At 57.1% G+C, this 19505-nt stretch carries 20 protein-coding genes, 1 tRNA gene and 1 riboswitch; of the genes, 7 read left to right on the top strand and 14 right to left on the bottom strand.

Going from position 1 to position 19505, the window contains the following annotated elements; genetic code table 11:
- Positions 1–212: 212 nt before the first annotated feature.
- A complete protein-coding gene (locus ABUK73_RS08410; protein WP_353576882.1) occupies positions 213–1301 on the bottom strand; it encodes a quinone-dependent dihydroorotate dehydrogenase in 1089 nt (362 codons plus the stop codon).
- Positions 1301–1669, bottom strand: coding sequence for a DUF952 domain-containing protein (locus ABUK73_RS08405; RefSeq protein ID WP_353576881.1), 369 nt, complete (start codon positions 1667–1669; stop codon positions 1301–1303). Before ABUK73_RS08405 ends, ABUK73_RS08410 begins: the two co-directional genes overlap by 1 nt.
- A 223-nt stretch (positions 1670–1892) precedes the next feature.
- Here ABUK73_RS08405 and ABUK73_RS08400 point away from each other — a divergent pair, with 223 nt between their 5' ends.
- Together ABUK73_RS08400 and ABUK73_RS08395 are read left to right on the top strand one after the other, a co-directional pair.
- The gene (locus ABUK73_RS08400; RefSeq protein WP_353576880.1) at positions 1893–2543 is read left to right on the top strand and encodes a response regulator transcription factor; all 651 of its coding nucleotides are present in this window, start codon (positions 1893–1895) and stop codon (positions 2541–2543) included.
- Positions 2544–2647: 104 nt separating this feature from the next.
- Positions 2648–3313, top strand: coding sequence for a S24 family peptidase (locus tag ABUK73_RS08395; protein WP_113088805.1), 666 nt, complete (start codon positions 2648–2650; stop codon positions 3311–3313).
- Positions 3314–3317: 4 nt separating this feature from the next.
- Here the strand turns inward: ABUK73_RS08395 and ABUK73_RS08390 are convergent, their stop codons facing one another.
- On the bottom strand, positions 3318–4196 hold the full coding sequence (locus ABUK73_RS08390) for a transporter substrate-binding domain-containing protein (protein ID WP_454892341.1): 879 nt from the start codon (positions 4194–4196) through the stop codon (positions 3318–3320).
- Between the two features lie 123 nt (positions 4197–4319).
- Between ABUK73_RS08390 and ABUK73_RS08385 the strand changes: the two genes are divergently transcribed.
- Positions 4320–6191 (top strand): glycosyltransferase family 2 protein, encoded by a 1872-nt coding sequence (locus tag ABUK73_RS08385; protein WP_353576878.1) that lies wholly within the window; start codon positions 4320–4322, stop codon positions 6189–6191.
- A 64-nt stretch (positions 6192–6255) separates the two neighbouring features.
- Here ABUK73_RS08385 and ABUK73_RS08380 read toward each other — a convergent pair whose 3' ends face one another.
- The 4 genes from ABUK73_RS08380 to ABUK73_RS08365 form a co-directional block, all read right to left on the bottom strand.
- Positions 6256–6705, bottom strand: coding sequence for a BA14K family protein (locus ABUK73_RS08380; RefSeq protein WP_353576877.1), 450 nt, complete (start codon positions 6703–6705; stop codon positions 6256–6258).
- Positions 6706–6799: 94 nt separating this feature from the next.
- The gene (locus ABUK73_RS08375) at positions 6800–8647 is read right to left on the bottom strand and encodes an ABC transporter ATP-binding protein (RefSeq protein WP_353577014.1); all 1848 of its coding nucleotides are present in this window, start codon (positions 8645–8647) and stop codon (positions 6800–6802) included.
- Between the two features lie 181 nt (positions 8648–8828).
- Positions 8829–8902: transfer RNA gene (locus tag ABUK73_RS08370), tRNA-Gly, on the bottom strand.
- A 49-nt stretch (positions 8903–8951) separates the two neighbouring features.
- Positions 8952–10049, bottom strand: a complete 1098-nt coding sequence (locus tag ABUK73_RS08365; RefSeq protein WP_353576876.1) for a 2'-deoxycytidine 5'-triphosphate deaminase — start codon at positions 10047–10049, stop codon at positions 8952–8954.
- 75 nt (positions 10050–10124) lie between these two features.
- A riboswitch (SAM riboswitch) is annotated at positions 10125–10203 on the top strand.
- Positions 10204–10246: 43 nt separating this feature from the next.
- Here ABUK73_RS08365 and ABUK73_RS08360 point away from each other — a divergent pair.
- On the top strand, positions 10247–11431 hold the full coding sequence (locus ABUK73_RS08360) for an O-succinylhomoserine sulfhydrylase (protein ID WP_353576875.1): 1185 nt from the start codon (positions 10247–10249) through the stop codon (positions 11429–11431).
- 302 nt (positions 11432–11733) lie between these two features.
- Complete coding sequence (apaG, locus tag ABUK73_RS08355) at positions 11734–12126, top strand: Co2+/Mg2+ efflux protein ApaG (protein ID WP_113088798.1); 393 nt, start codon at positions 11734–11736, stop codon at positions 12124–12126.
- A 30-nt stretch (positions 12127–12156) separates the two neighbouring features.
- On the opposite strand, the gene ABUK73_RS08350 is transcribed toward apaG, so the two are convergent.
- The 3 genes from ABUK73_RS08350 to ABUK73_RS08340 form a co-directional block, all read right to left on the bottom strand.
- Complete coding sequence (locus ABUK73_RS08350) at positions 12157–13149, bottom strand: Hsp33 family molecular chaperone (protein WP_353576874.1); 993 nt, start codon at positions 13147–13149, stop codon at positions 12157–12159.
- Between the two features lie 342 nt (positions 13150–13491).
- Positions 13492–14409 (bottom strand): ornithine carbamoyltransferase, encoded by a 918-nt coding sequence (argF, locus tag ABUK73_RS08345; RefSeq protein ID WP_353576873.1) that lies wholly within the window; start codon positions 14407–14409, stop codon positions 13492–13494.
- A gap of 61 nt (positions 14410–14470) precedes the next feature.
- Positions 14471–15679: an aspartate aminotransferase family protein gene (locus tag ABUK73_RS08340; protein ID WP_353576872.1), complete on the bottom strand. Its 1209-nt coding sequence runs from the start codon at positions 15677–15679 to the stop codon at positions 14471–14473.
- A 435-nt stretch (positions 15680–16114) separates the two neighbouring features.
- On the opposite strand from ABUK73_RS08340, the gene ABUK73_RS08335 reads away from it, so the two are divergent.
- Positions 16115–16645, top strand: coding sequence for a GcrA family cell cycle regulator (locus tag ABUK73_RS08335; RefSeq protein WP_353576871.1), 531 nt, complete (start codon positions 16115–16117; stop codon positions 16643–16645).
- Between the two features lie 524 nt (positions 16646–17169).
- Here ABUK73_RS08335 and ABUK73_RS08330 read toward each other — a convergent pair.
- From ABUK73_RS08330 to ABUK73_RS08320, 3 genes are all read right to left on the bottom strand, one after another.
- A complete protein-coding gene (locus ABUK73_RS08330; protein WP_113088792.1) occupies positions 17170–17559 on the bottom strand; it encodes a DUF6481 family protein in 390 nt (129 codons plus the stop codon).
- 36 nt (positions 17560–17595) lie between these two features.
- A complete protein-coding gene (locus tag ABUK73_RS08325) occupies positions 17596–17817 on the bottom strand; it encodes a hypothetical protein (RefSeq protein ID WP_353576870.1) in 222 nt (73 codons plus the stop codon).
- 224 nt (positions 17818–18041) lie between these two features.
- Positions 18042–18251, bottom strand: coding sequence for a cold-shock protein (locus tag ABUK73_RS08320; protein ID WP_045229895.1), 210 nt, complete (start codon positions 18249–18251; stop codon positions 18042–18044).
- A gap of 201 nt (positions 18252–18452) precedes the next feature.
- On the opposite strand from ABUK73_RS08320, the gene ABUK73_RS08315 reads away from it, so the two are divergent.
- The gene (locus ABUK73_RS08315; RefSeq protein ID WP_353576869.1) at positions 18453–18731 is read left to right on the top strand and encodes a hypothetical protein; all 279 of its coding nucleotides are present in this window, start codon (positions 18453–18455) and stop codon (positions 18729–18731) included.
- Between the two features lie 44 nt (positions 18732–18775).
- Here the strand turns inward: ABUK73_RS08315 and phoB are convergent, their stop codons facing one another.
- Complete coding sequence (phoB, locus tag ABUK73_RS08310) at positions 18776–19459, bottom strand: phosphate regulon transcriptional regulator PhoB (RefSeq protein ID WP_045229896.1); 684 nt, start codon at positions 19457–19459, stop codon at positions 18776–18778.
- Between the last annotated feature and the right edge of the window lie 46 nt (positions 19460–19505).

The following is a 19505-nucleotide window of genomic DNA, read 5'->3' as shown; positions in this document are numbered from 1 at the left end:
CCCTCACCAAGAAAACCTAAGACTTCGCTTCGCGAAGATCGAGGTTTTCTATCCTCTCCCACAAGGGGAGAGGTAAGGGAGCAAGCAGCACGGCATCCGCCTTATCTCTCCCCTTGTGGGAGAGAAAGCAATTTCAACATCTTAGCCCGTAAGGGCTTAAGTGTTAGAAATTGCAAGTGAGGGGTCCAGCCCCACACTCTGCGCTCAATAACTCAAATCCCCCGCTCCGCCCAGCGATCCACACCACTATCCCGCAGCTCCCTGACATTCCCGACCCGCTCACGTTCCACCAACTTTGACAGTCCGTGCACGATGCGGCCCGGCAGAGCTGGTCCCTCATAAACCATGCATGAATAGAGCTGCACGAGATCCGCACCCGCACGGATTTTTTCCAGCGCCGTTTCCGCCGAGAACACACCGCCGACGCCGATGATGGGGAGATCAGGGCCAACGCGTTTGCGCATTTTGGCAAGCACCGTCGTGGAGAGGTCGAAAAGCGGTTTGCCGGAAAGACCGCCCGCCTCGCCATTGTTCTGGCCGGGGCGCAGGCCATCGCGGGACAGGGTCGTGTTGGAGACGATGAGGCCGTCCAGCTTGTGAGACAGGGCTTCGGCAGCGATATCGTCCAGCCCCTCCTCGGTGAGATCGGGTGCGATTTTGAGGAAAACCGGGAGGGCGCGGTTAAGCTTTGCAGCCTCGATATCGCGCTGCGCCAGGACGGCGGAAAGAAGCGCCGACAAGCTTTCCCGCGCCTGCAAGTCCCGCAGGCCGGGTGTGTTGGGCGAGGAGATGTTGGCGGTGAAATAGGAGGCGACGGAGGCGAAGGTTTCGATGCCCTTCACGTAATCGGCGATGCGATCCTCGCTATCCTTGTTGGCACCGATATTGACGCCGACGAGGCCGCGCAGACCGGCGGCGATGAGGCGTGCGAGTGCCGCAGCATGGCCCTCATTGTTGAAGCCGAGGCGGTTGATGACGGCTTCATTTTCCACGAGACGGAAGATGCGCGGTTTCGGGTTGCCCGATTGCGGGCGCGGCGTGACCGTGCCGATTTCGGTAAAGCCAAAGCCGAGTTTCAGAAGCGGACCGGGCACTTCTGCATTCTTGTCATAACCCGCAGCCATGCCGAGCGGATTGGGGAAAACAAGGCCCGCGACCGTCTGCTGCAAGCGCGGATCGTGCGGCACCATGCAGGTGGGGATGAAGCCGCTGCGTAGCGCCGTGATCGACATGCCGTGGGCCACTTCCGGGTCCAGCAGAAACAGGCCGCGCCGACCGATCGAGGAAAAAATTCCGCTCATCATGCAATCTCCGGAAACTGGTGGGCACCATCGTCATCAAGTGTCAGCGGCGTTTCCCACAACACCGCATCCAAGGGCAGAAACGCGTAGAGATGCGGAAACTGATCGCCACCACGCGAGGTTTCGAACACCAGCTTGTTACCCAATGCACCGCCATCGGCGGCGACCAGCAGAAGATCGTCCTGACCGGCGAAGTGTTTCTGCGCGGTTTCCTTGACCTGGGCTGCGGTGGAAAAATGGATGTAGCCATCCTGAAGATCGATGGCGGCGCCTTTGAAAACACCCGCTTCTTTGGCGTCTCGCCAAAGGTCTGTCGGTACAATCTTGTAAATGACGGGATTGCTGATGATCGGGGGCGTTTCACTCATATGGCGTCTCCTTCACTGCGGGCGGTTTGCCGCAAATGCCAGCGCTTGTCCATCGCCTCACGCAGATTTTTGCGCGTTGACGACGCCCGGAAGGCCTCCATCGCAATCTAAAGCTTGTATTGCCGCGATATTCACGCAATCCTTGGCTTGCCGGTGCTTGACGCGAGATCAAACTCCGCCAAAAATGAGGCGAACATGAAATGCTCTTGGGAGGGGGCGCGGCATGTCACAACTCACCATCATCATTGCAGACGACCATCCTCTGTTCCGCGGTGCATTGCGCCAGGCGGTGACGGGGCTTGAGGGCGACAACAGCATTATCGAGGCGGGGGATTTCGAGGCGGCGAAGGCTGCAGCAGAGAACCAGCCGGATGCCGACCTGATGCTGCTGGACCTTGCCATGCCGGGTGTCAGCGGTTTTTCCGGGCTGATGGCCTTGCGGGCGGAATTTTCCAGCCTGCCCATCGTCATCGTCTCTGCCACCGACGATCCGGGTACCATGCGCCGCGCCATTGAGCTCGGTGCCTCCGGCTTCATTTCCAAATCCTCCGGCATCGAAGACATGCGCGCTGGCATTCGTGCCGTGCTGGAGGGAGATGTCTGGATACCGGCATCCTGTCAGTCCGGGCAGGAGCATGATCCTGACATGGCCGATCTCATCAACCGGCTGCGGACCCTCACCCCGCAGCAAAGCCGGGTGCTGGGCATGCTGGGCGAAGGTCTGCTGAACAAACAGATCGCCTATGAGCTCAGCGTTTCCGAAGCCACGATCAAGGCGCATGTGTCTGCCATATTGCTGAAACTGAAAGTCGACAGCCGCACCCAGGCGGTCATTCAGCTTTCCAAGATCAATATGCCGACGCTTGTCGCTTAAGGATTTTATTCCTTTTTTTACTTTACTCTTGGTTCCGGTTTGGCTAAATTTCTGATGATACAAAAGAGCCGCGTGACGACGCCGCTCCACCCGGGCCGTTAACCATGCTGTCACACGATAATATCTGGAGTGCGATCGATACGCTTGCAGACCGGAACCAGCTGACGCCCTCCGGTCTGGCGCGCAAGGCGGGGCTGGACCCGACATCGTTCAATAAATCCAAGCGGGTTGGACCGGATGGCCGCCAGCGCTGGCCATCGACAGAATCCATATCCAAAGTTCTCGAAGCAACCGGCGCGACGATCGATCAGTTCTTCGGCTTTGCCATGGGACATGCGAACAAAAACGCCTTGCCCGACGGCAATTTTCCACCCCAGACGGGCGCCATTCCCCTGATCGGTTTTGCTCAGGCCGGTTCCGGCGGATTTTTCGATGATGGTGGTTTTCCCGCAGGTCAGGGCTGGGACGTGGTGGACTTTCCCGCCTCCCCGGCCAACAAGGCAGGTGCCTACGCACTGGAAGTGCAAGGCGACAGCATGATGCCGCTTTACCGCGACGGTGACGTGCTGATCGTGGAGCCCGGTGCGCAGGTTCGGCGCGGAGACCGCGTGGTGGTAAAAAGCCGCGATGGCGAGGTGATGGCCAAAGTTCTGGCCCGCCAGACCGCAAAGACCATCGAGCTATTTTCGCTTAACCCGGAACACCCCAATCGCAGCTTCGATCTGGCCGATGTGGAGTGGGTGGCCCGCATCATCTGGGCCAGCCAGTAGCAGCTCAGAACAACCCATAAGGGAAATAGCGGCGGTAGATTTCTTCCAGCCGCCCATTGCGCGACAGCGCTGCCAGCGCCTGATCGAAAGCAGGAACGAGCTTGTTTTCGGGATCGACCGTCATGATGGACAGGCCTTCGCCGAGAAAACGATCCGACATATAGGGGCCATCGAACAGGCTGCAGCAGCCATCCGACGCCGTGCCCGAAACCCAGAAAGGCAGCCGCAACCCATCGGCAAAGATCGCGTCGACCTTGCCTGACTTCAGTGCTTCATACATTGGCTCATAACCATCGAAGCCATTGACCAGCACTGTCGGGAAGAATGCCTTCAGCATCGCCTCGTGACGGGAATTGGTGACGACGCCGACTTTTTTGCCAGCAAGCGCAGTGGCCGACTGGCCTTCCAGCTTAGCGGACTTGTTGACTGCGAAGCGTGCGGGCAGAAGGATATAAGGCCTCGTAAAGCTAAAGCTTTTGCGCAAATCCCCACTGGAGGCGATCCCCGACATGACAGCCTCGCCCTCCCCCATTTCGACGGCTGCTTCAAGCTCATCGAAGGGGAGCGCCTGCACCTGACATTTGCTTTCGATCTTCAGCTGCGCGCAAATCTCGCGGGCAAGATCGACATGGAAACCCACCAGTCGTCCATCCTGATCGGTGAAATTGAAAGGCGGAAAATCCACCGACATCAGAAAGCGCACGCGCGGCACGGTCGATAAGTCGGCGCCAGGCAAGCGTTCCTGCGCATCGAACAGCACGGGTAAGCGTCCGCCGGTGGCCAGCTCCTCAGCACGTAGGGGATGTGACGTAAAAAAAATGCTCGCGCACAAGAAAGAGGTGAAAATACCCGTTAATTTAAAGGGTGCAACCTGGAAGCGCATGTATATGATCCGCCGCGGGGAATTGTTGGGGCACCACCGCTTAGGTGGATGGGTACGTGTATGTCGCGTTATGACGAGTATACACAAGAATCGCGAAATGCGATCCTTGTGCAGGGCGAAATTGTGTTTGACCCGCTTGAGGACGATCCATTTTCGTTTCTCGACAGCACGGTCGCAGAGACCGATGAAGCTGCCTTTCTCAAGACCCTTGGACTAGGGAAACCCTATATCGAAGAGTTTACGGCACGCGCGCTGCGCAACGGATCGACCTTCGAAGCCGAGCTTCTGGCGAGCAAGATAATAACCGAAACCGCATATTTTGGCGCTTTCGCCCGTTTCTTGCGGCTGCCATTCGTTTCCGAACTGGATGGAGGCATGGTTGTCGATACACCGTCGCTCGATGTTCAATTGCTGGAAACGCGGATGGTCCGCCTGTCTCCAAAGGATACGAGACCCTATATTGCCATCGTTCCTGATATTGGCAGTATCGAACGGCTGAAACATGCGCTGGAGGTCACTCCCGGTATTGCTGCCGATCTCGTTGTCACCACGCCATCGGCACTTCGCGCTGCCGTGTGGCAGGCAGGCGCGGAAAGACGAACACGACAGACGGTAAACTCACTGTTCGATGCGACACCGCTTCATTCAGCGCGCATCACACTGCACGGAAAGCAGGGATTTCTACTGGGCGTCGGCGCGACATGTCTGAGCGGTTCATTCATCCTCTCACCCTCTTTGACCTTCCAGCTTCTGCATATTTTCACCGCAGCACTTTATATGGCCGCCGTACTGTTTCGGCTTGTGCCGCTGCGCACCAAACCGGATCGGCGGACCCTGAAACTGGTCGAGCAATCGAGCCAAGAGCAGCTGCCGGTCTATACGATTCTGGTCGCGCTTTACCGGGAAGAAGCAGTTGCGGAGCAGCTTGTGACGGCGCTGGACCGGCTGGATTGGCCGAAATCCAGGCTGGACATTAAGCTGGTTTGTGAAGCGGACGATCATTCCACAATAGCGGCAATCGAGCAGCTTGATCCCGGCCTCCACATGGAAATCGTCCATGTGCCGCCGTCCTTGCCGCGCACGAAGCCAAAGGCTTTGACCTATGCGCTCGCCGGGGCGCGTGGAGAGTTCATAGCCGTATATGATGCCGAAGACAGGCCGCATCCGCGACAGTTGCGCGAGGCCTATGCCCGATTCCGCGACAGCCCTGACAAGCTGGCCTGCCTACAAGCGCCGCTTATCATTAGTAATGCTCATGTTTCGTGGATTACCTCGTCCTTTTCGCTGGAATATTCCGCCCTCTTTCGACGTATGTTGCCCATGCTGGCACGGATGAAGATGCCGCTGCCGCTGGGCGGAACATCCAACCACTTCCGCACATCGATCCTGCGCAGCGTCGGCGCCTGGGATCCCTACAATGTCACGGAGGATGCCGATCTCGGTATGCGTCTCTATCGGCTCGGCTATTATTCTGACGTTATCAGCTACCAAACGCTGGAGGACGCCCCTACCGATATTCTGGTCTGGCTGAACCAGCGCACCCGTTGGTTCAAGGGCTGGCTACAAAGCTGGCTGGTGATGATGCGCTCTCCGGTGAGCGTCGCGCGTGAGATGGGATGGAAAGCGTATATGGTCTTCCATCTGCTGATCGGAGGGATGCTGCTGTCATCGCTAATGCATCCGCTGTTCATTCTCTATTTGCTCATAATGAGCCGAACGATGTTGATAGAAGGCATAGGCTCAATCCCCGCCTCGCAACTGGCGCTATTTGCCGTGGACACGCTGAATATTACAGCGAGCTACACCATATTCCTGTTGATGGGCACCCGCGCCATGATCGAGCACGAACGCGGCCTCATCGGAAAAAAATGGCTGGCAACTCCGCTTTACTGGCTCATGCTATCAGTGGCGGCTTGGCGTGCCGTCTATGAGCTCAAATATAAGCCCTTCGTCTGGAACAAAACACCACATAAGCCTGCGGCTAAGAAAAACTAAAACGAATTCAAGTACAATTTAAGTTATATTTTTCACAATTGATTACGACGCAAACGGCCTCAACTCAGTAAGGAGACTTGCAAGCCGTGCGCGCGCCATGTGCTGCTTCGATGGTATTATCTGTCGCGTGATAAGACGTGTATTTCTGCGCACACCAGCGAACATGCATGATTTCCTGCTCTGACAGCGAAAAACTAGCACCATTGGCGGCCTCACCCTTGCTGCCCGTAAAGGCAACCGGCGGGTTACTATAGGTATTTTCCGTCTGCGCCTGCCCCTCATATGCCGGAGCGATTACGCTCAAGGCATGCGCTGGCATGACAGTAATTGCCGAGAAACCAGCACAGATAGCAAAGGCAGAAATGATTTTTACCATCTTAGACATTGGTAATTCCTTTTCTTTATTCGGAAAACCAACGTAACTTAAGCGGCTTTTGTTCCAGAGCCAGAAAGATAAGCAAACAATGCTGCTGACGGCCTGCTCATGCGAATGGTCAGCGGAACAGCGTAACATGCTAATGCGGTGTGCAAATTTGCTGCTTGATGGGCTAACTGGAGAAAACTACAGCCCTCGTCGATGGGAAGGCACGACTCTCGGCGCAAGCAGTCTAGTCTTCCGGAATAAAACCACCCATCTGGCGGTTCCAGAGTTGTGCGAACAATCCGCCCTGCTCCACCAGCGCCTCCGGCCGTCCTTCTTCTATTATCTTGCCCCGATCCAACACTACGATCCGGTCCATTTTGGCAATGGTGGACAGACGGTGAGCGATGGCAATCACCGTCTTCCCCTCCATGACAAGATTAAGCTTGTCTTGAATGGCGGCCTCGGACTCGCTGTCCAAAGCAGATGTTGCCTCGTCTAGAATGAGAATAGGAGCATCTTTCAACAGCACACGGGCAATGGCGATCCGCTGGCGTTGGCCACCAGACAGCTTGATGCCGCGATCCCCGACAAATGCCTGATATCCCTTCCGTCCTTCATTATCCGTCAGGTCGGTGATGAACACATCGGCCTTGGCCACAGTCGCAACGTGTTCTATCTCTTCCTGCGTTGCATCCGGACGTCCGTAACGGATGTTGTCGCCGACCGAACGGTGGAGCAGAGCGACATCCTGCGCAATCACCCCGATGTTGCGGCGAAGGCTGACTTGCGTGACATCGCGAATATCCTGACCATCGATACGAATAGCTCCATCCTGAATATCGTAAAAACGCAAAAGCAAATTCACCAGCGTCGTCTTTCCCGCTCCCGATAAGCCGACAAGGCCGACCTTTTCGCCAGCAGAGACCATCAATGACAGATCATCGACCACCGGCCTGCCAGACTTGTAGGCAAAACAAACACCATCAAAGCTAATTTCCCCTTTCGACACCTGCAGCTCGCTCGCATCCGTCTTATCGGTAATCGTTGGCGGTGTCGTCATGACAGGCATGGCATCCTTTATCGTGCCGATTGCCTGAAATATCTGCTGGCCCATTTGCAGGAAGGTGAAGGTATGACCCGATAGACGTTGCAGAATGTAGACCGCAGCGACGAACTCGCCGACGGAGATGGCACCCCTGATCAAACCGGAAAAGCCCAAAGATAGTATTGCTAGCCACAACGCCATGTTCAGCACGACAACCACCAGTTCGGACAGGCGGAACACACGTTGTTCTTTGTGCTGTATATGCACAGCCTTACTCAGGATACGGCGTACCGCTCCCGCCTCGCTATCCTCGGCAGCAAATTGCTTAATCATCTGCATGTTGCTGTAAAGATCGGTAATCGCACCGGACACAAGGCTTTTCTGCTTAGCGGACTGCCTCGACCGTTCCGTAAAGACAGGTGCCATTTTAATGGCAAGGGCGACATTCAGCACGATCCAGATAAAGACGGGCAATGCCAATTGCCAGGACAGTGCCCCAAGCAAAACGAGTGACCCGACCATCTGCAGCACAAAACGCGGTCCGACCTGAAATGCGTTGATGATCTGCTGCTGCACCGCCGACGACACCTGCGAAAGGCGAGACGCGACCTGCCCGGCATAGAGCTCGTGAAAAAACGCAAGATCCTGCCGCTCGACCGCCTTGTGCCCCTGCCACTGAATGGCCGCGGGCATCGCGATACCGAGCGTGTGAGAATTCAATGTATTGAGAAGAAATGATGCAATCGGCATGGCCGGAAAGATCAACAAGCCAAGAACAACGAGCAAAGCCCATTCGTTCTGCAGAAAAGCAGCCGCGCCCTGCGCCGTCACGCCATCCACAATGACGGATAATCCCCAGATGATCGACAAATTAATGGCTTCCATGGCCATGGACGACAAAGCCAAAGCAATCAGAACACCGCGAAACATCGAAATAAAGTGCAGCAGAACTGCGACCGGGCCTTTGGATGGCAACGCGCGAAAGGGAATATCCAGCGGCCGTATCAACGTTTCGAACGGACGAAATATCCTATCTGAAATAGACATGGGCTTCTCGAGTTGCGACTTGGCATCGACGGAAAGGAATCGGCTATCCACCGCATGGAAGCATGCGTTGCGCGCGAACTCAACGGGAAGATGTAATTTTCGCGTATTAAGTAGTAATTGCCAGTCAACTCGCTGGTCGGGGCGATGTGGTGACTCAAGCGAGCAGTACAGCCACAAAAACTGGAGCGGGCGAAGGGAATCGAACCCTCGTATTCAGCTTGGGAAGCTGCTGCTCTACCATTGAGCTACACCCGCGCGTACTGAAGGTCTGACAGTTCTGGTGGGCTGTCAAGACTCGGCCGAGTTACTCGGCGCGGAAGTGTTTGGAGAGTTTGAGGCCCTGGGCCTGGTAGTTGGAGCCGAGGCCGGTGCCGTAGAGGCCTTCGGGTTTGGTGAGCATGTGTTCGTAGACCAGGCGGCCGACGATTTGGCCGTGTTCCAGGATGAAGGGAACTTCGTGGCTGCGGACTTCGAGGACGGCGCGGCTGCCGGTGCCGCCGGTGCTGGCGTGGCCGAAGCCGGGGTCGAAGAAGCCGGCGTAGTGGACGCGGAATTCGCCGACCAGCGGGTCGAAGGGGGTCATTTCGGCGGCGTAAAGCGGGGGAACGTGGACGGCTTCCTGCGAGACGAGGATGTAGAATTCATCCGGATCGAGGATGAGTTCGGCACGACCGCGCGCGTGGATCGGCTCCCAGAAATCCAGCACGTCGTGGGCGGCTTTCTGGTCGACATCGACCACGGCGGTGTGATGTTTGCCGCGATAGCCGATCAGGCCATGTTCGCCAAAGCCTTGCAGGTCAATCGACAAGGCTATGCCGCCGCCGGAAACGTTGGGCGTGTCGCTGGCGACCAGCGTGTCGGCTTCATGCAGGCTCAACAATTCCGCCTCATTGAGCACGGAATGGCCGATGCGGAAGCGGATTTGAGACAGGCGCGAGCCCTGACGCACGACGATGGGGAATGTGCGCGGACTGATTTCGAGATAGAGCGGGCCGTTATAGCCAGCCGGGATCTTGTCGAATTCCTGCGCGTAATCGGTGATGACGCGGGTGAAGATATCCAGACGGCCCGTGGAGCTTTTCGGGTTGGCGGAGGCCGACATAGCAGCTGGGAGCGCGAGGTTCTCCATCAGTGGCACGATGTAGACGCAGCCGGTTTCCAGCACCGCACCTTCACTAAGGTCGATCTCGTGCAGGCTGAGGCGGGTCAGCTTTTCGATGACTTTCGTGGAGGGGCCGGGCATGAAGCTGGCGCGTACGCGATAGGCCTTAGAACCCAGACGCAGATCGAGGCTGGCAGGCTGAATCTGGTCGGCATCCAACGCCCGTTCGCTCTTCAGTTGGCCAGAGCCGAACAGTTCCCGGATCGCACCATCCGCCAATATGCCCGTCGTTCTCGTCATGGTTTCATCATCCCTTTTCACGGCGACAAAACCAAAAGGAAAGCATTGACGCAAGTCGTTAACGGAGTTAAGGCAATCTTATCCCGTGGTGATTTGGCCGGTCGGCTTGCAGCCACGTTAAATAAGTGGCTAAAAAGACCGGGTGCTTGTAACCGGTCTGCTTTTGCGGCCGGTTTTTTTGTTTGTAAGGTGATGACATGAGCAAGAAATGGCGCCCGGCAACACAGCTGGTACACGGCGGCACACTGCGTTCTCCATATGGCGAGACATCCGAGGCGATCTACCTGACACAGGGCTTCGTCTATGACAGTTCCGAGGCCGCAGAGGCCCGCTTCAAGGGCGAGACGGATGGCTTCATCTATGCCCGTTACGCAAGCCCCACCAACGACATGTTCGAAAAGCGCATGTGCCTGCTGGAAGGCGCCGAAGACGCCCGCGCTACCGCATCGGGCATGGCTGCTGTCAGCGCAGCCATTCTGTGCCAGTTGAAGGCCGGCGATCACATCGTTGCTGCGCGCGCCCTGTTCGGTTCCTGCCGCTGGGTTGTCGAGACGCTGGCACCGAAATACGGCATCGAATGCACGCTGATCGACGGTCGTGATCTGGCCAATTGGGAAAAGGCGATCCAGCCGAACACCAAGCTCTTCTTCCTGGAAAGCCCCACCAACCCGACCTTGGAAGTGGTTGATATCGCAGGCGTTGCAAAACTGGCCAACCAGATCGGCGCGAAAGTGGTTGTCGACAACGTGTTCGCCACGCCACTTTTCCAGAAGCCTCTGGAACTGGGCGCTCATATCGTCGTCTACTCGGCCACCAAACACATCGATGGTCAGGGCCGCTGCCTTGGCGGCGTCGTGCTTTCCGACAAGAAGTGGATTGAGGAAGAGCTTCAGGATTATTTCCGCCATACCGGCCCGGCCATGTCTCCCTTCAACGCCTGGACCCTGCTGAAGGGCATCGAGACCCTGCCGCTTCGCGTGCGTCAGCAGACGGCCAATGCAGGTAAGATTGCTGATTTCCTTGCGGATCAGGGTAAGATTGCAAAGGTGATCTACCCCGGACGCGCCGACCATCCGCAGGCCGATATCATTGCCAAGCAGATGACCGGCGGCTCGACGCTGGTCTGCTTCGAACTGAAGGGCGGCAAGGAAGCGGCGTTCCAGTTGCAGAACGCGCTTGATGTCGTCAAGATTTCCAACAATCTCGGCGATGCCAAGAGCCTGATTACGCATCCCGGCACAACCACGCACAAGAACCTGACAGATGAAGCCCGTGCGGAACTCGGTATTTCCGGCGGCACGTTGCGTCTCTCATGCGGCATCGAAGATACCGACGACCTGCTGGAAGACTTCGCAGCAGCGCTGGCCAAGGTTTCCGCCTGATATGAAAAAGCGGTCCGGAGATTTACCGGGCCGCCCCTTCCCTGTCGGTCACAACTGCGGGATCGTGAAACGCATTTTGCAGAGAAATGTTTAATTGATCTGCGATAGACCTATATTCAAAAGACGGATGATCGCGGCGCTAACACGCTGTAATCACCGGCATTTACCATTAATCTTATCCCTGACCGACGAAATGCGCGACTGTTCTGTGAAGTACAGCTAATATGGCTTTACACTTTCTTGACGATGGCATGCGCCTGTAGTCTAGAATGATTGAACAGCAATTACTTAGGGCCCTGTGAATGTATCGTGCACTGACAAGAGATATCGAGGTCACAGTCGACCCCTATTATCTTGAAGAGCAGTCCGACCCGGACGACAATCGCTATGTCTGGGGCTACACAGTCGTGATTTCCAACAATTCGGATCTGGCGGTGACGCTGGTCAATCGCTACTGGCACATTACCGATGAAAACGGGCAGGTAGACGAAGTTTCCGGCCCCGGCGTGATTGGCGAACAGCCACACCTCAAGCCCGGTGACAGTTACGAATATTCTTCCGGCTGCCCGCTGGACACACCATCCGGCATGATGTTCGGCCATTATGAAATGCAGGCGGACACCGGCGAAGTCTTCATCGTCGCCATACCGGCATTTTCACTGGATAGCCCCGGTTTGACGCGGGTTTTGAATTAAAAAAGGCGGGAGCTGATCCCGCCTTTTTCATTAATTGACCGTAGACAATTCCTCGACGGGGTAATGATAGGTCGTCGAGCAGAATTCGCAGGTCACAGAGATGACGCCGTCTTCCTGGCTGTCGTGAATTTCCTCTGCGGAAAAGCCTGACAGTACGCCTTTGATCTTCTCCCGAGAGCAATTGCAGCGATCCACAATCAGTTGCGGTTCATAGACGCGGACGCCCTGTTCGTGAAACAGGCGGAACAGCAGCTTTTCGGCGGGCACCTGCGGGTCGGTCAGCTCGTCCATATCGACGGTGTCGATCAGGGCAACGGCTTCCGTCCATGCATCGTCTTCCGAATATTCAGCCGCACCTTCGTCGCCATCGCCGCCGTGCAGATCACGCTGGCGCAGGCGTTCCGGCGCTTGCGGCAGGAACTGGGCGATGATTCCGCCCGCACGCCAGTTGTGGCGTGGCTTGCCATCGCCGTCGCGGTCGAAGAGTTCGGCAACGCCGAGGCGCACGCGGGTGGGCAACTGCTCTGACTGGCGGAAATAAACGCCTGCAATGTCTTCCAGCGACGAGCCATCCAGCGGCACGATGCCCTGATAGGGCTGCATGCCGACGCCTTGATCGATGGTGAAGGCGAGGATGCCGTTGCCGAGCAGTTGCTCGGGCGAGGTCTGACCCGCAGCAGTGGCTTCGGCCAGCCGATCCTCATCGAAGCGGGCATATGCGCGCATGTTCTCCGGCGCGGAAAAATCCGCGACCAGCAAATCCACGGGGCCATCGCCCTTGGTCTGGAGGGTCAGCTTGCCGGAGAATTTCAGCGACGTGCCGATAAGCGCTGTCAGCACCACGGCCTCTGCCAGAAGACAGGCGACGACCGGTGGGTACTCATGCCGTTCCAGAATGGTGTTCAGCAGCGGGCCGACCTGCACGGCGCGGCCGCGCACATCCAGCCCGTCTACCTGAAAGGGGACGACCTTGTCATCGCCAGCAAATGTGAGTTCGTCCAGCTGTACCGTTGCGTCTGCCATATCCTAACTCCTTGACGCCTTGCCCGCGCTACCACGCGGGGTGATCGAGACCGAGAAGGTGCCGACCGGCAGGCATTATGTTCGTACTGCACAGATAGACCGGGGACGATGAAAACGGAACCACTCCACCGCCTTAACTTTCGTTAAAACGGCAGATTTTCCGAAAACAGCTTTGTGCTTTCTGCCCCGCTTTCTTTCAGAAAGCAAAGCAGTGCTGTGCCATCATGCGGCGAACAATTGATGAAAAGCCGCCGTTTTCAGCAAACGGCGGCATTGAACTGGGCTAAAAATAGGAAGCCACGCCTGAAATTCAAGCGCTCAGGCGCGGTCCATTCAAGGCAGTCAGATGACGCCCATGCACCATGCGATGATGGCCTTTTGCGCATGCAGGCGGTTTTCCGCTTCATCGAAGACGACCGACTGTGGCCCATCGATGACCTCATCCGTGACCTCTTCACCGCGGTGGGCGGGCAGGCAATGCATGAAGAGCGCATCCTTGTTGGCCTTGCCCATCAAGGCCGCATTGACCTGATAGGGCTGGAAAATGTTGTGGCCGCGTGCCTTGTGTTCCTGGTTCATGGAGACCCAGGTATCGGTCACAACGCAATCGGCGCCATCGACCGCGCGTTCCGCATCATGGCACAGCATGATCTCGCCGCCATTGTTGCGCGCCCAGTTGAGGAAGCGGTCATGCGGTTCCGAGCCCATGGGCACTGCCATGTTCATCTTGTAACCGAAGCGGGCGGACCCTTCGACCAGCGAATGCAGCACGTTGTTGCCATCACCCGTCCAGGCAATCGTCTTGCCCTCGACCGGGCCGCGATGCTCTTCGAAGGTCAGGATATCGGCCATGATCTGGCAGGGGTGCGTGTCATCCGTCAGGCCATTAATAACCGGGACAGTTGCGTGTTCGGCAAGTTCCAGCAGGCGGGAATGGTCCGTCGTGCGGATCATAATCGCATCCACGTAACGCGACAGAACCTTGGCCGTATCACCAATGGTTTCGGCACGGCCCAGCTGCATTTCCGTGCCGGACAGGAACAGCGTTTCGCCGCCGAGCTGGCGCATGCCGACATCGAAGGAAACGCGGGTACGGGTGGAGGGCTTTTCGAAGATCATTGCCAGCATCTTGCCGGCCAGCGGCTTTTCCGCCGTGCCGTTCTTGGTGGCGATCTTGCGGGCGCGTGCGTCGTCCATGATGACCCGTAGGTCTTCCGAACCGACGGCCGAAAGGTCTAGAAAATGTTTTGCTGATGCCATTTTATGCTGTCCCATCGATGCAGGCCGCGTCGTTATCGACGCTGGCCTGAACATGCGCCCCTCAGGCGCTCTTCGCCAATTTCGTGGTGAGTGCTTCCGCAGCCTTTTCCAGACGTGCCAGGCCTTCGCGTGCTTCCTCTGCCGTAACCACCAATGGCGGCAACAGACGAATGACGTTATCGCCAGCCGGAACGCCCAGCAGATGCTCGGCGCGAATGGCATGCAGCAGGTCGGCAGACGGCACCTTGGCCTTGACGCCCAGCAACAGGCCCTCTCCACGAATTTCCTCGATCACGTCGGGGAAGCGATCCTTCAGCGAGGCCAGCCCCTGACGGAACACCAGCGCGACATCACGCACATGCTGCAAAAAGCCGTCGGCCAGAACGATGTCCAGCACCGCATTGCCGCAAGCCATGGCCAACGGGTTTCCGCCATAGGTCGTGCCATGAACGCCAGCCGTCATGCCGGATGCAGCTTCCGCCGTTGCAAGGCATGCGCCGAACGGGAAACCGCCACCTATACCCTTGGCCACGGCCATGATATCCGGCGCAACGCCCGACCATTCATAGGCGAAGAACTTGCCGGTACGGCCAACGCCAGTCTGAACCTCATCGAAAATCAGCAGCAAGCCATGCTCTTCGCACAGCGCGCGCAGCGTGCGCAGGAAATCCGGATCGACAACGCGAATACCGCCCTCGCCCTGAATGGGTTCGATCAGCAGCGCTGCGGTTTCCGGCACAATGGCCGCCTTCAGCGCTTCAAGATCGCCGAACGGCACCTGATCGAAACCTTCGACCTTGGGGCCAAAGCCTTCAATATATTTCGGCTGGCCGCCCGCGGCGATGGTTGCCAGGGTACGACCGTGGAACGCACCTTCAAAGGTGATGATGCGGAATTTTTCCGGATTGCCATGCGTATAATGGTACCGGCGCGCGGTCTTGATAGCACATTCCAGCGCTTCCGCACCCGAATTGGTGAAGAAGACCTTATCCGCAAAAGTTGCATCCGTCAGACGTTTGGCCAGCGTTTCCTGTCCCGGAACCTCATAGAGGTTGGAGAGGTGCCAGACCTTTTCCGCCTGCGACTTGAGAGCATCCACCATGTGCGGATGGCTGTGGCCGACCGAGGTGACCGCCACGCCCGCACCGAAATCCAGATATCGCTCGCCGCTCTCGGTGACGAGCCAAACGCCCTCTCCTCGCTCGAAGCGCAACGGGGCTCTGGAAAACGTATCGAACAATGATCCGCTTTGGGGCGCGGCGTCGGCCATGGCTGCATCACTCCCTGCGCAAAGGCGCTGTCAATAGGGCTTACCGGTTGTTCCGTGCCTGAAAATCAAAAATGCCGCCTCGCGGCGGCTTCGGGTATTTCCTGTCGTGCGAGCGCACTATTGTCACTTCATTCTGGGATGTCAACAAATGTCCGCATTGTCAGGCATTCTCAAGCCTTGGTAGAGCGATTTTTGCGACCTACAAAGTGTTGCTTTTCTGACTCACGAACGCAGCAAGTTGGGGAAAACCGGAAAATCGATTCCAGATGATTCTCCCGACTCTTGTCACGGAGTCGGCCTACGATTAGGTTAACTCTCAATTACTAGACTGCAAGCGGCGGACCTAGTCACCTACAATCTGGCGGATATTCTGCGCGTGGTTCGCTCCACGGCATCGTAGAAGGATTCTGCCTGCGCGACCAGCGGAGAAGCAGTATGAACTGGACGGATGAACGAGTCGAGAAACTCAAAAGACTGTGGTCCGAAGGGCTGAGCGCCAGCCAGATCGCAGCCCAGCTCGGCGGCGTCAGCCGTAACGCCGTCATCGGCAAGGTCCACCGTTTGAACCTGCCAGGCCGTGCAAAGGCCGGTGGCACGGTTGCAACCTCACGCCCTGCCGCCAAGCGCCCTGCAGCCCCTACGGCACCCCGCGCAACCAACTTTCCAGCCCGCCCGGCAACGGCACGCCCGGCGCCCCGCACTGTTGGCGCCACCGCGCTGAAGGACGATCTGGACATCGATACGGCACAGGTTCTGGAATATGTTCCCGTCAACAATGCCTCGCTACCAACATCGCTGCGCCTGACGCTGACGGAACTGACCGAGCGCACTTGCAAGTGGCCAGTCGGCGACCCGCTGAAGGACGACTTCCATTTCTGCGGCTGCGAAGCTTCCGAGTCCTCGCCTTACTGCAAGTTCCACGCGAAGATGGCTTACCAGCCAGTAAGCGAACGCCGCCGCGCTTAAGGGCGGCAGACATATTGCGAGACATAAGAAAGCGGGTCGACTGGCCCGCTTTTTTCATGCCTGCGATCAAAAGAAGAAGTCAGAGACAACGATCGATGGGATCGACAAACGTCGATTCAGGCGCCGACACCTGCCCATCGCTTTGATAGGTCGAAATTTAACGCCAGTTGCGCGCGCGGCCAAAAGCGATGAAGCTTGCTCTATCTTTCTTGGGATATTGGGCGCGGCTTTTATAGCCTTATGGCGCCATCTGCTCTTACAAACTGCTGAGCTATGCCTGCTTGCAATGAAGCAAGCCCTCCATGGAACGGAAGTTTTGTGACCGGATTTCACGTATGTAGGAAGAGCAATTTTGCAGAACGTTCAGAACGGTTCTGCGAGGCGCAATAGCTGCGCGGAGATGCACTGGCACCTTTGATTGGCGGCTTAACCGCCAATGTTCCCGCAAGCACGAATGACCACAGGTCCATCCTGCCAGATCGCAGCCCTTCATTCGAATGGCTGCTGGATCATGGCAGATAGCTTTAACCCTGGCGGGCCTTGCGGTTGGCATAGCGACGATCGCGCTCGGCCTTGCGGGCGGCTTCATCTTCGATGACGCGGGCGACGCGGTTTTTATCGGCCAGCTTGCGGGCGTCTTCTTCGGCAGTCGCAGCGGCTTCAAGCTCGGCTTCATGCGCCAGCCGTTCCGCTTCGAGGCGGCTCTGCTCTTCGCGCTTCTGCTGCTCGCGCTCGGCACGACGCGCTTCGCGGGCTTCCGCCACGGCGATGCGTTCTGCCTGCTTGGCTTCCCGGTTGGGTTCGGCAGCTTCCTTGGCGGCCTTATAGGCCTGAAGAAGAGCAGCCTTGGCCTCGGCAGCAGCGCTGCGGCGGTCGGTCAGTTCACTGTTTTTAACGTTTTTGTTGTTTCTCAAGTCTCTATTCCAGTTGAGGTGCCGCACCCATCAGGGTCAGGATTTCTTGGTACGCTTTGCGGGTGTCTTGGCAGGTGCCAGGCTGTCTTGCAGTTCCTTGGCAAGGCGCGCTTCACGCAGGCGCTGCGTCTTTTCATCACGCGCCTGGGCAATCGAATTGAGTTCATCAACAGCGTGGCCGCGTGCAAAGAACTGCGACTGCGTTTCACCGAATGCGATTTCCGCCTGCTGGCGAGATTTGCTGTGTGTTTCAGACATGGAATTTCCTTCCTGTCGCATCAGCCGAAATCGGGATCGATTTCCAAAAACGCCGCTGCGGGGTGGATCGAGTGGCCCGGAGCGTTTGCGCCCATGGGCGCGGTGTCCGAAGCCTGTACCGCCGGGCGGCACAAAAAAAGGCCAGGCAACGTGCCTGACCTCGCTTGGTCTCATGCTTTCGACAGTGCCAGTACATCCGTGGTCAAAGGAAAGCGGAGTCCGTATTAAGCAGCCTGGAGATTGCAGGCCGACATTTTGCCCGACTTGTTGTCGCGCTCAAGGTCGTAGCTCAGCTTCTGGCCTTCAACGATTTCGCGCATACCTGCACGCTCTACAGCGGAGATGTGTACGAATGCGTCTGTGCCGCCGTTGTCTGGCTGAATGAAGCCGAAGCCCTTGGTGGAGTTAAACCATTTTACTGTGCCTGTGGTCATAATGAACCCTTTCAAAGCATAAGTTATAGATCACAGAACTGACGCCCTGTGTGCGAGTATAGCGATTTTTTTGAAGGAAAGGGTTAGTTCAAAACGCGGTGCTAATCGCGCGGCAACCAAAGCTCAGCAAGCAAAATATCGATAAACCAGTGATAGAGGGTTATGGCCGGATAGTCAAACTTTAAATTTCAGATCATTGAAATGAGCGTTTATCTTGCAACGCAGCAGCCTCTTCAGAAATATAATAATCCGTGCTGGATTTTCAATTTTGAAAATGTACCTGCCCTTTGTTTTTACTCAGGAAAACTGCGCGGCAAGCGGATATCCCCGCTTCCCCTTTCCATCCGCAACTTCTGGCGCAAACCAGTTCAAAGGAGTCAAAAATATATCTTCGTTACCGGCTGGAGATGGCTCCCCTTCTCGTACCTATTCCTGCCTAAGCTGCGCAAAAATACAAAACGCGCGCTGTTGACCCGGTGAGGCAATAGCGCGCGTTGTGCGAAATATCAGTGGTGGAGCGCCTGTCAGGCTTCCATGGAATAACCCGCGCCGCGAACGGTGCGGATTACATCCTGCATGTTGGAGAAGTTGAGCGCCTTGCGCAGGCGGCCGACATGGACGTCTACGGTGCGTTCGTCCACATAGATATCGTGACCCCAGACGCCGTCGAGAAGTTGCGAGCGGGAGAAGACGCGGCCCGGCGAGACCATCAGGAACTCCAGAAGGCGGAATTCGGTTGGCCCGAGGCGCACTTCGCGGGTCTTGCGGTGGACGCGGTGCGTTTCGCGATCCAGCTCGATATCACCGCATTTCAGAACAGACGACAGAACCTCCGGGCGGGCGCGGCGCAGCATGGCTTTGACGCGCGCCATCAGTTCCGGGGTGGAGAATGGCTTGACCACATAGTCGTCAGCACCCGTGGCCAGTCCGCGCACCCGCTCGCTTTCCTCACCGCGTGCCGTCAACATGATGATTGGCAGACGCTCGGTCTCGGGGCGCATTCTCAGGCGACGGCACAGTTCGATGCCGGAAACGCCCGGCAGCATCCAGTCCAGGATCAGCAGATCCGGCGTGCGCTCCTGCAGGCGGATTTCCGCCTCGTCGCCACGGGGAATGGTGTCGACATCGTAACCTTCGGATTCCAGATTGTAACGAAGAAGAACGCTCAAAGCCTCTTCATCTTCGACAACTGCGATTTTCGGCACCATAGGCTTGGGACTCCGCCAGTCTTACCAGAGCGCCATGCGTTCATTT

The sequence above is a fragment of the Agrobacterium vacciniicorymbosi genome (assembly GCF_040427045.1).
Classification (GTDB): domain Bacteria; phylum Pseudomonadota; class Alphaproteobacteria; order Rhizobiales; family Rhizobiaceae; genus Agrobacterium.
The sequence above is the reverse complement of the archived record's forward strand: the minus strand, read 5'-3'. Positions and strand labels throughout refer to the sequence as shown.

Excerpts from the sequence above, each read along its gene's own strand:
- argF (WP_353576873.1), bottom strand. The coding sequence starts at position 14,409 with ATGGCATCAGCAAAACATTTTCTAGACCTTTCGGCCGTCGGTTCGGAA.
- ABUK73_RS08395 (WP_113088805.1), top strand. The coding sequence starts at position 2,648 with ATGCTGTCACACGATAATATCTGGAGTGCGATCGATACGCTTGCAGAC.
- ABUK73_RS08365 (WP_353576876.1), bottom strand. The coding sequence starts at position 10,049 with ATGACGAGAACGACGGGCATATTGGCGGATGGTGCGATCCGGGAACTG.
- ABUK73_RS08375 (WP_353577014.1), bottom strand. The coding sequence starts at position 8,647 with ATGTCTATTTCAGATAGGATATTTCGTCCGTTCGAAACGTTGATACGG.
- ABUK73_RS08400 (WP_353576880.1), top strand. The coding sequence starts at position 1,893 with ATGTCACAACTCACCATCATCATTGCAGACGACCATCCTCTGTTCCGC.
- ABUK73_RS08320 (WP_045229895.1), bottom strand. The coding sequence starts at position 18,251 with ATGACCACAGGCACAGTAAAATGGTTTAACTCCACCAAGGGCTTCGGC.
- phoB (WP_045229896.1), bottom strand. The coding sequence starts at position 19,459 with ATGGTGCCGAAAATCGCAGTTGTCGAAGATGAAGAGGCTTTGAGCGTT.
- ABUK73_RS08390 (WP_454892341.1), bottom strand. The coding sequence starts at position 4,196 with ATGCGCTTCCAGGTTGCACCCTTTAAATTAACGGGTATTTTCACCTCT.
- ABUK73_RS08350 (WP_353576874.1), bottom strand. The coding sequence starts at position 13,149 with ATGGCAGACGCAACGGTACAGCTGGACGAACTCACATTTGCTGGCGAT.
- ABUK73_RS08340 (WP_353576872.1), bottom strand. The coding sequence starts at position 15,679 with ATGGCCGACGCCGCGCCCCAAAGCGGATCATTGTTCGATACGTTTTCC.
- ABUK73_RS08325 (WP_353576870.1), bottom strand. The coding sequence starts at position 17,817 with ATGTCTGAAACACACAGCAAATCTCGCCAGCAGGCGGAAATCGCATTC.
- ABUK73_RS08360 (WP_353576875.1), top strand. The coding sequence starts at position 10,247 with ATGAGCAAGAAATGGCGCCCGGCAACACAGCTGGTACACGGCGGCACA.
- ABUK73_RS08315 (WP_353576869.1), top strand. The coding sequence starts at position 18,453 with ATGAGCGTTTATCTTGCAACGCAGCAGCCTCTTCAGAAATATAATAAT.
- ABUK73_RS08405 (WP_353576881.1), bottom strand. The coding sequence starts at position 1,669 with ATGAGTGAAACGCCCCCGATCATCAGCAATCCCGTCATTTACAAGATT.
- ABUK73_RS08410 (WP_353576882.1), bottom strand. The coding sequence starts at position 1,301 with ATGAGCGGAATTTTTTCCTCGATCGGTCGGCGCGGCCTGTTTCTGCTG.
- ABUK73_RS08380 (WP_353576877.1), bottom strand. The coding sequence starts at position 6,705 with ATGTTACGCTGTTCCGCTGACCATTCGCATGAGCAGGCCGTCAGCAGC.
- apaG (WP_113088798.1), top strand. The coding sequence starts at position 11,734 with ATGTATCGTGCACTGACAAGAGATATCGAGGTCACAGTCGACCCCTAT.
- ABUK73_RS08335 (WP_353576871.1), top strand. The coding sequence starts at position 16,115 with ATGAACTGGACGGATGAACGAGTCGAGAAACTCAAAAGACTGTGGTCC.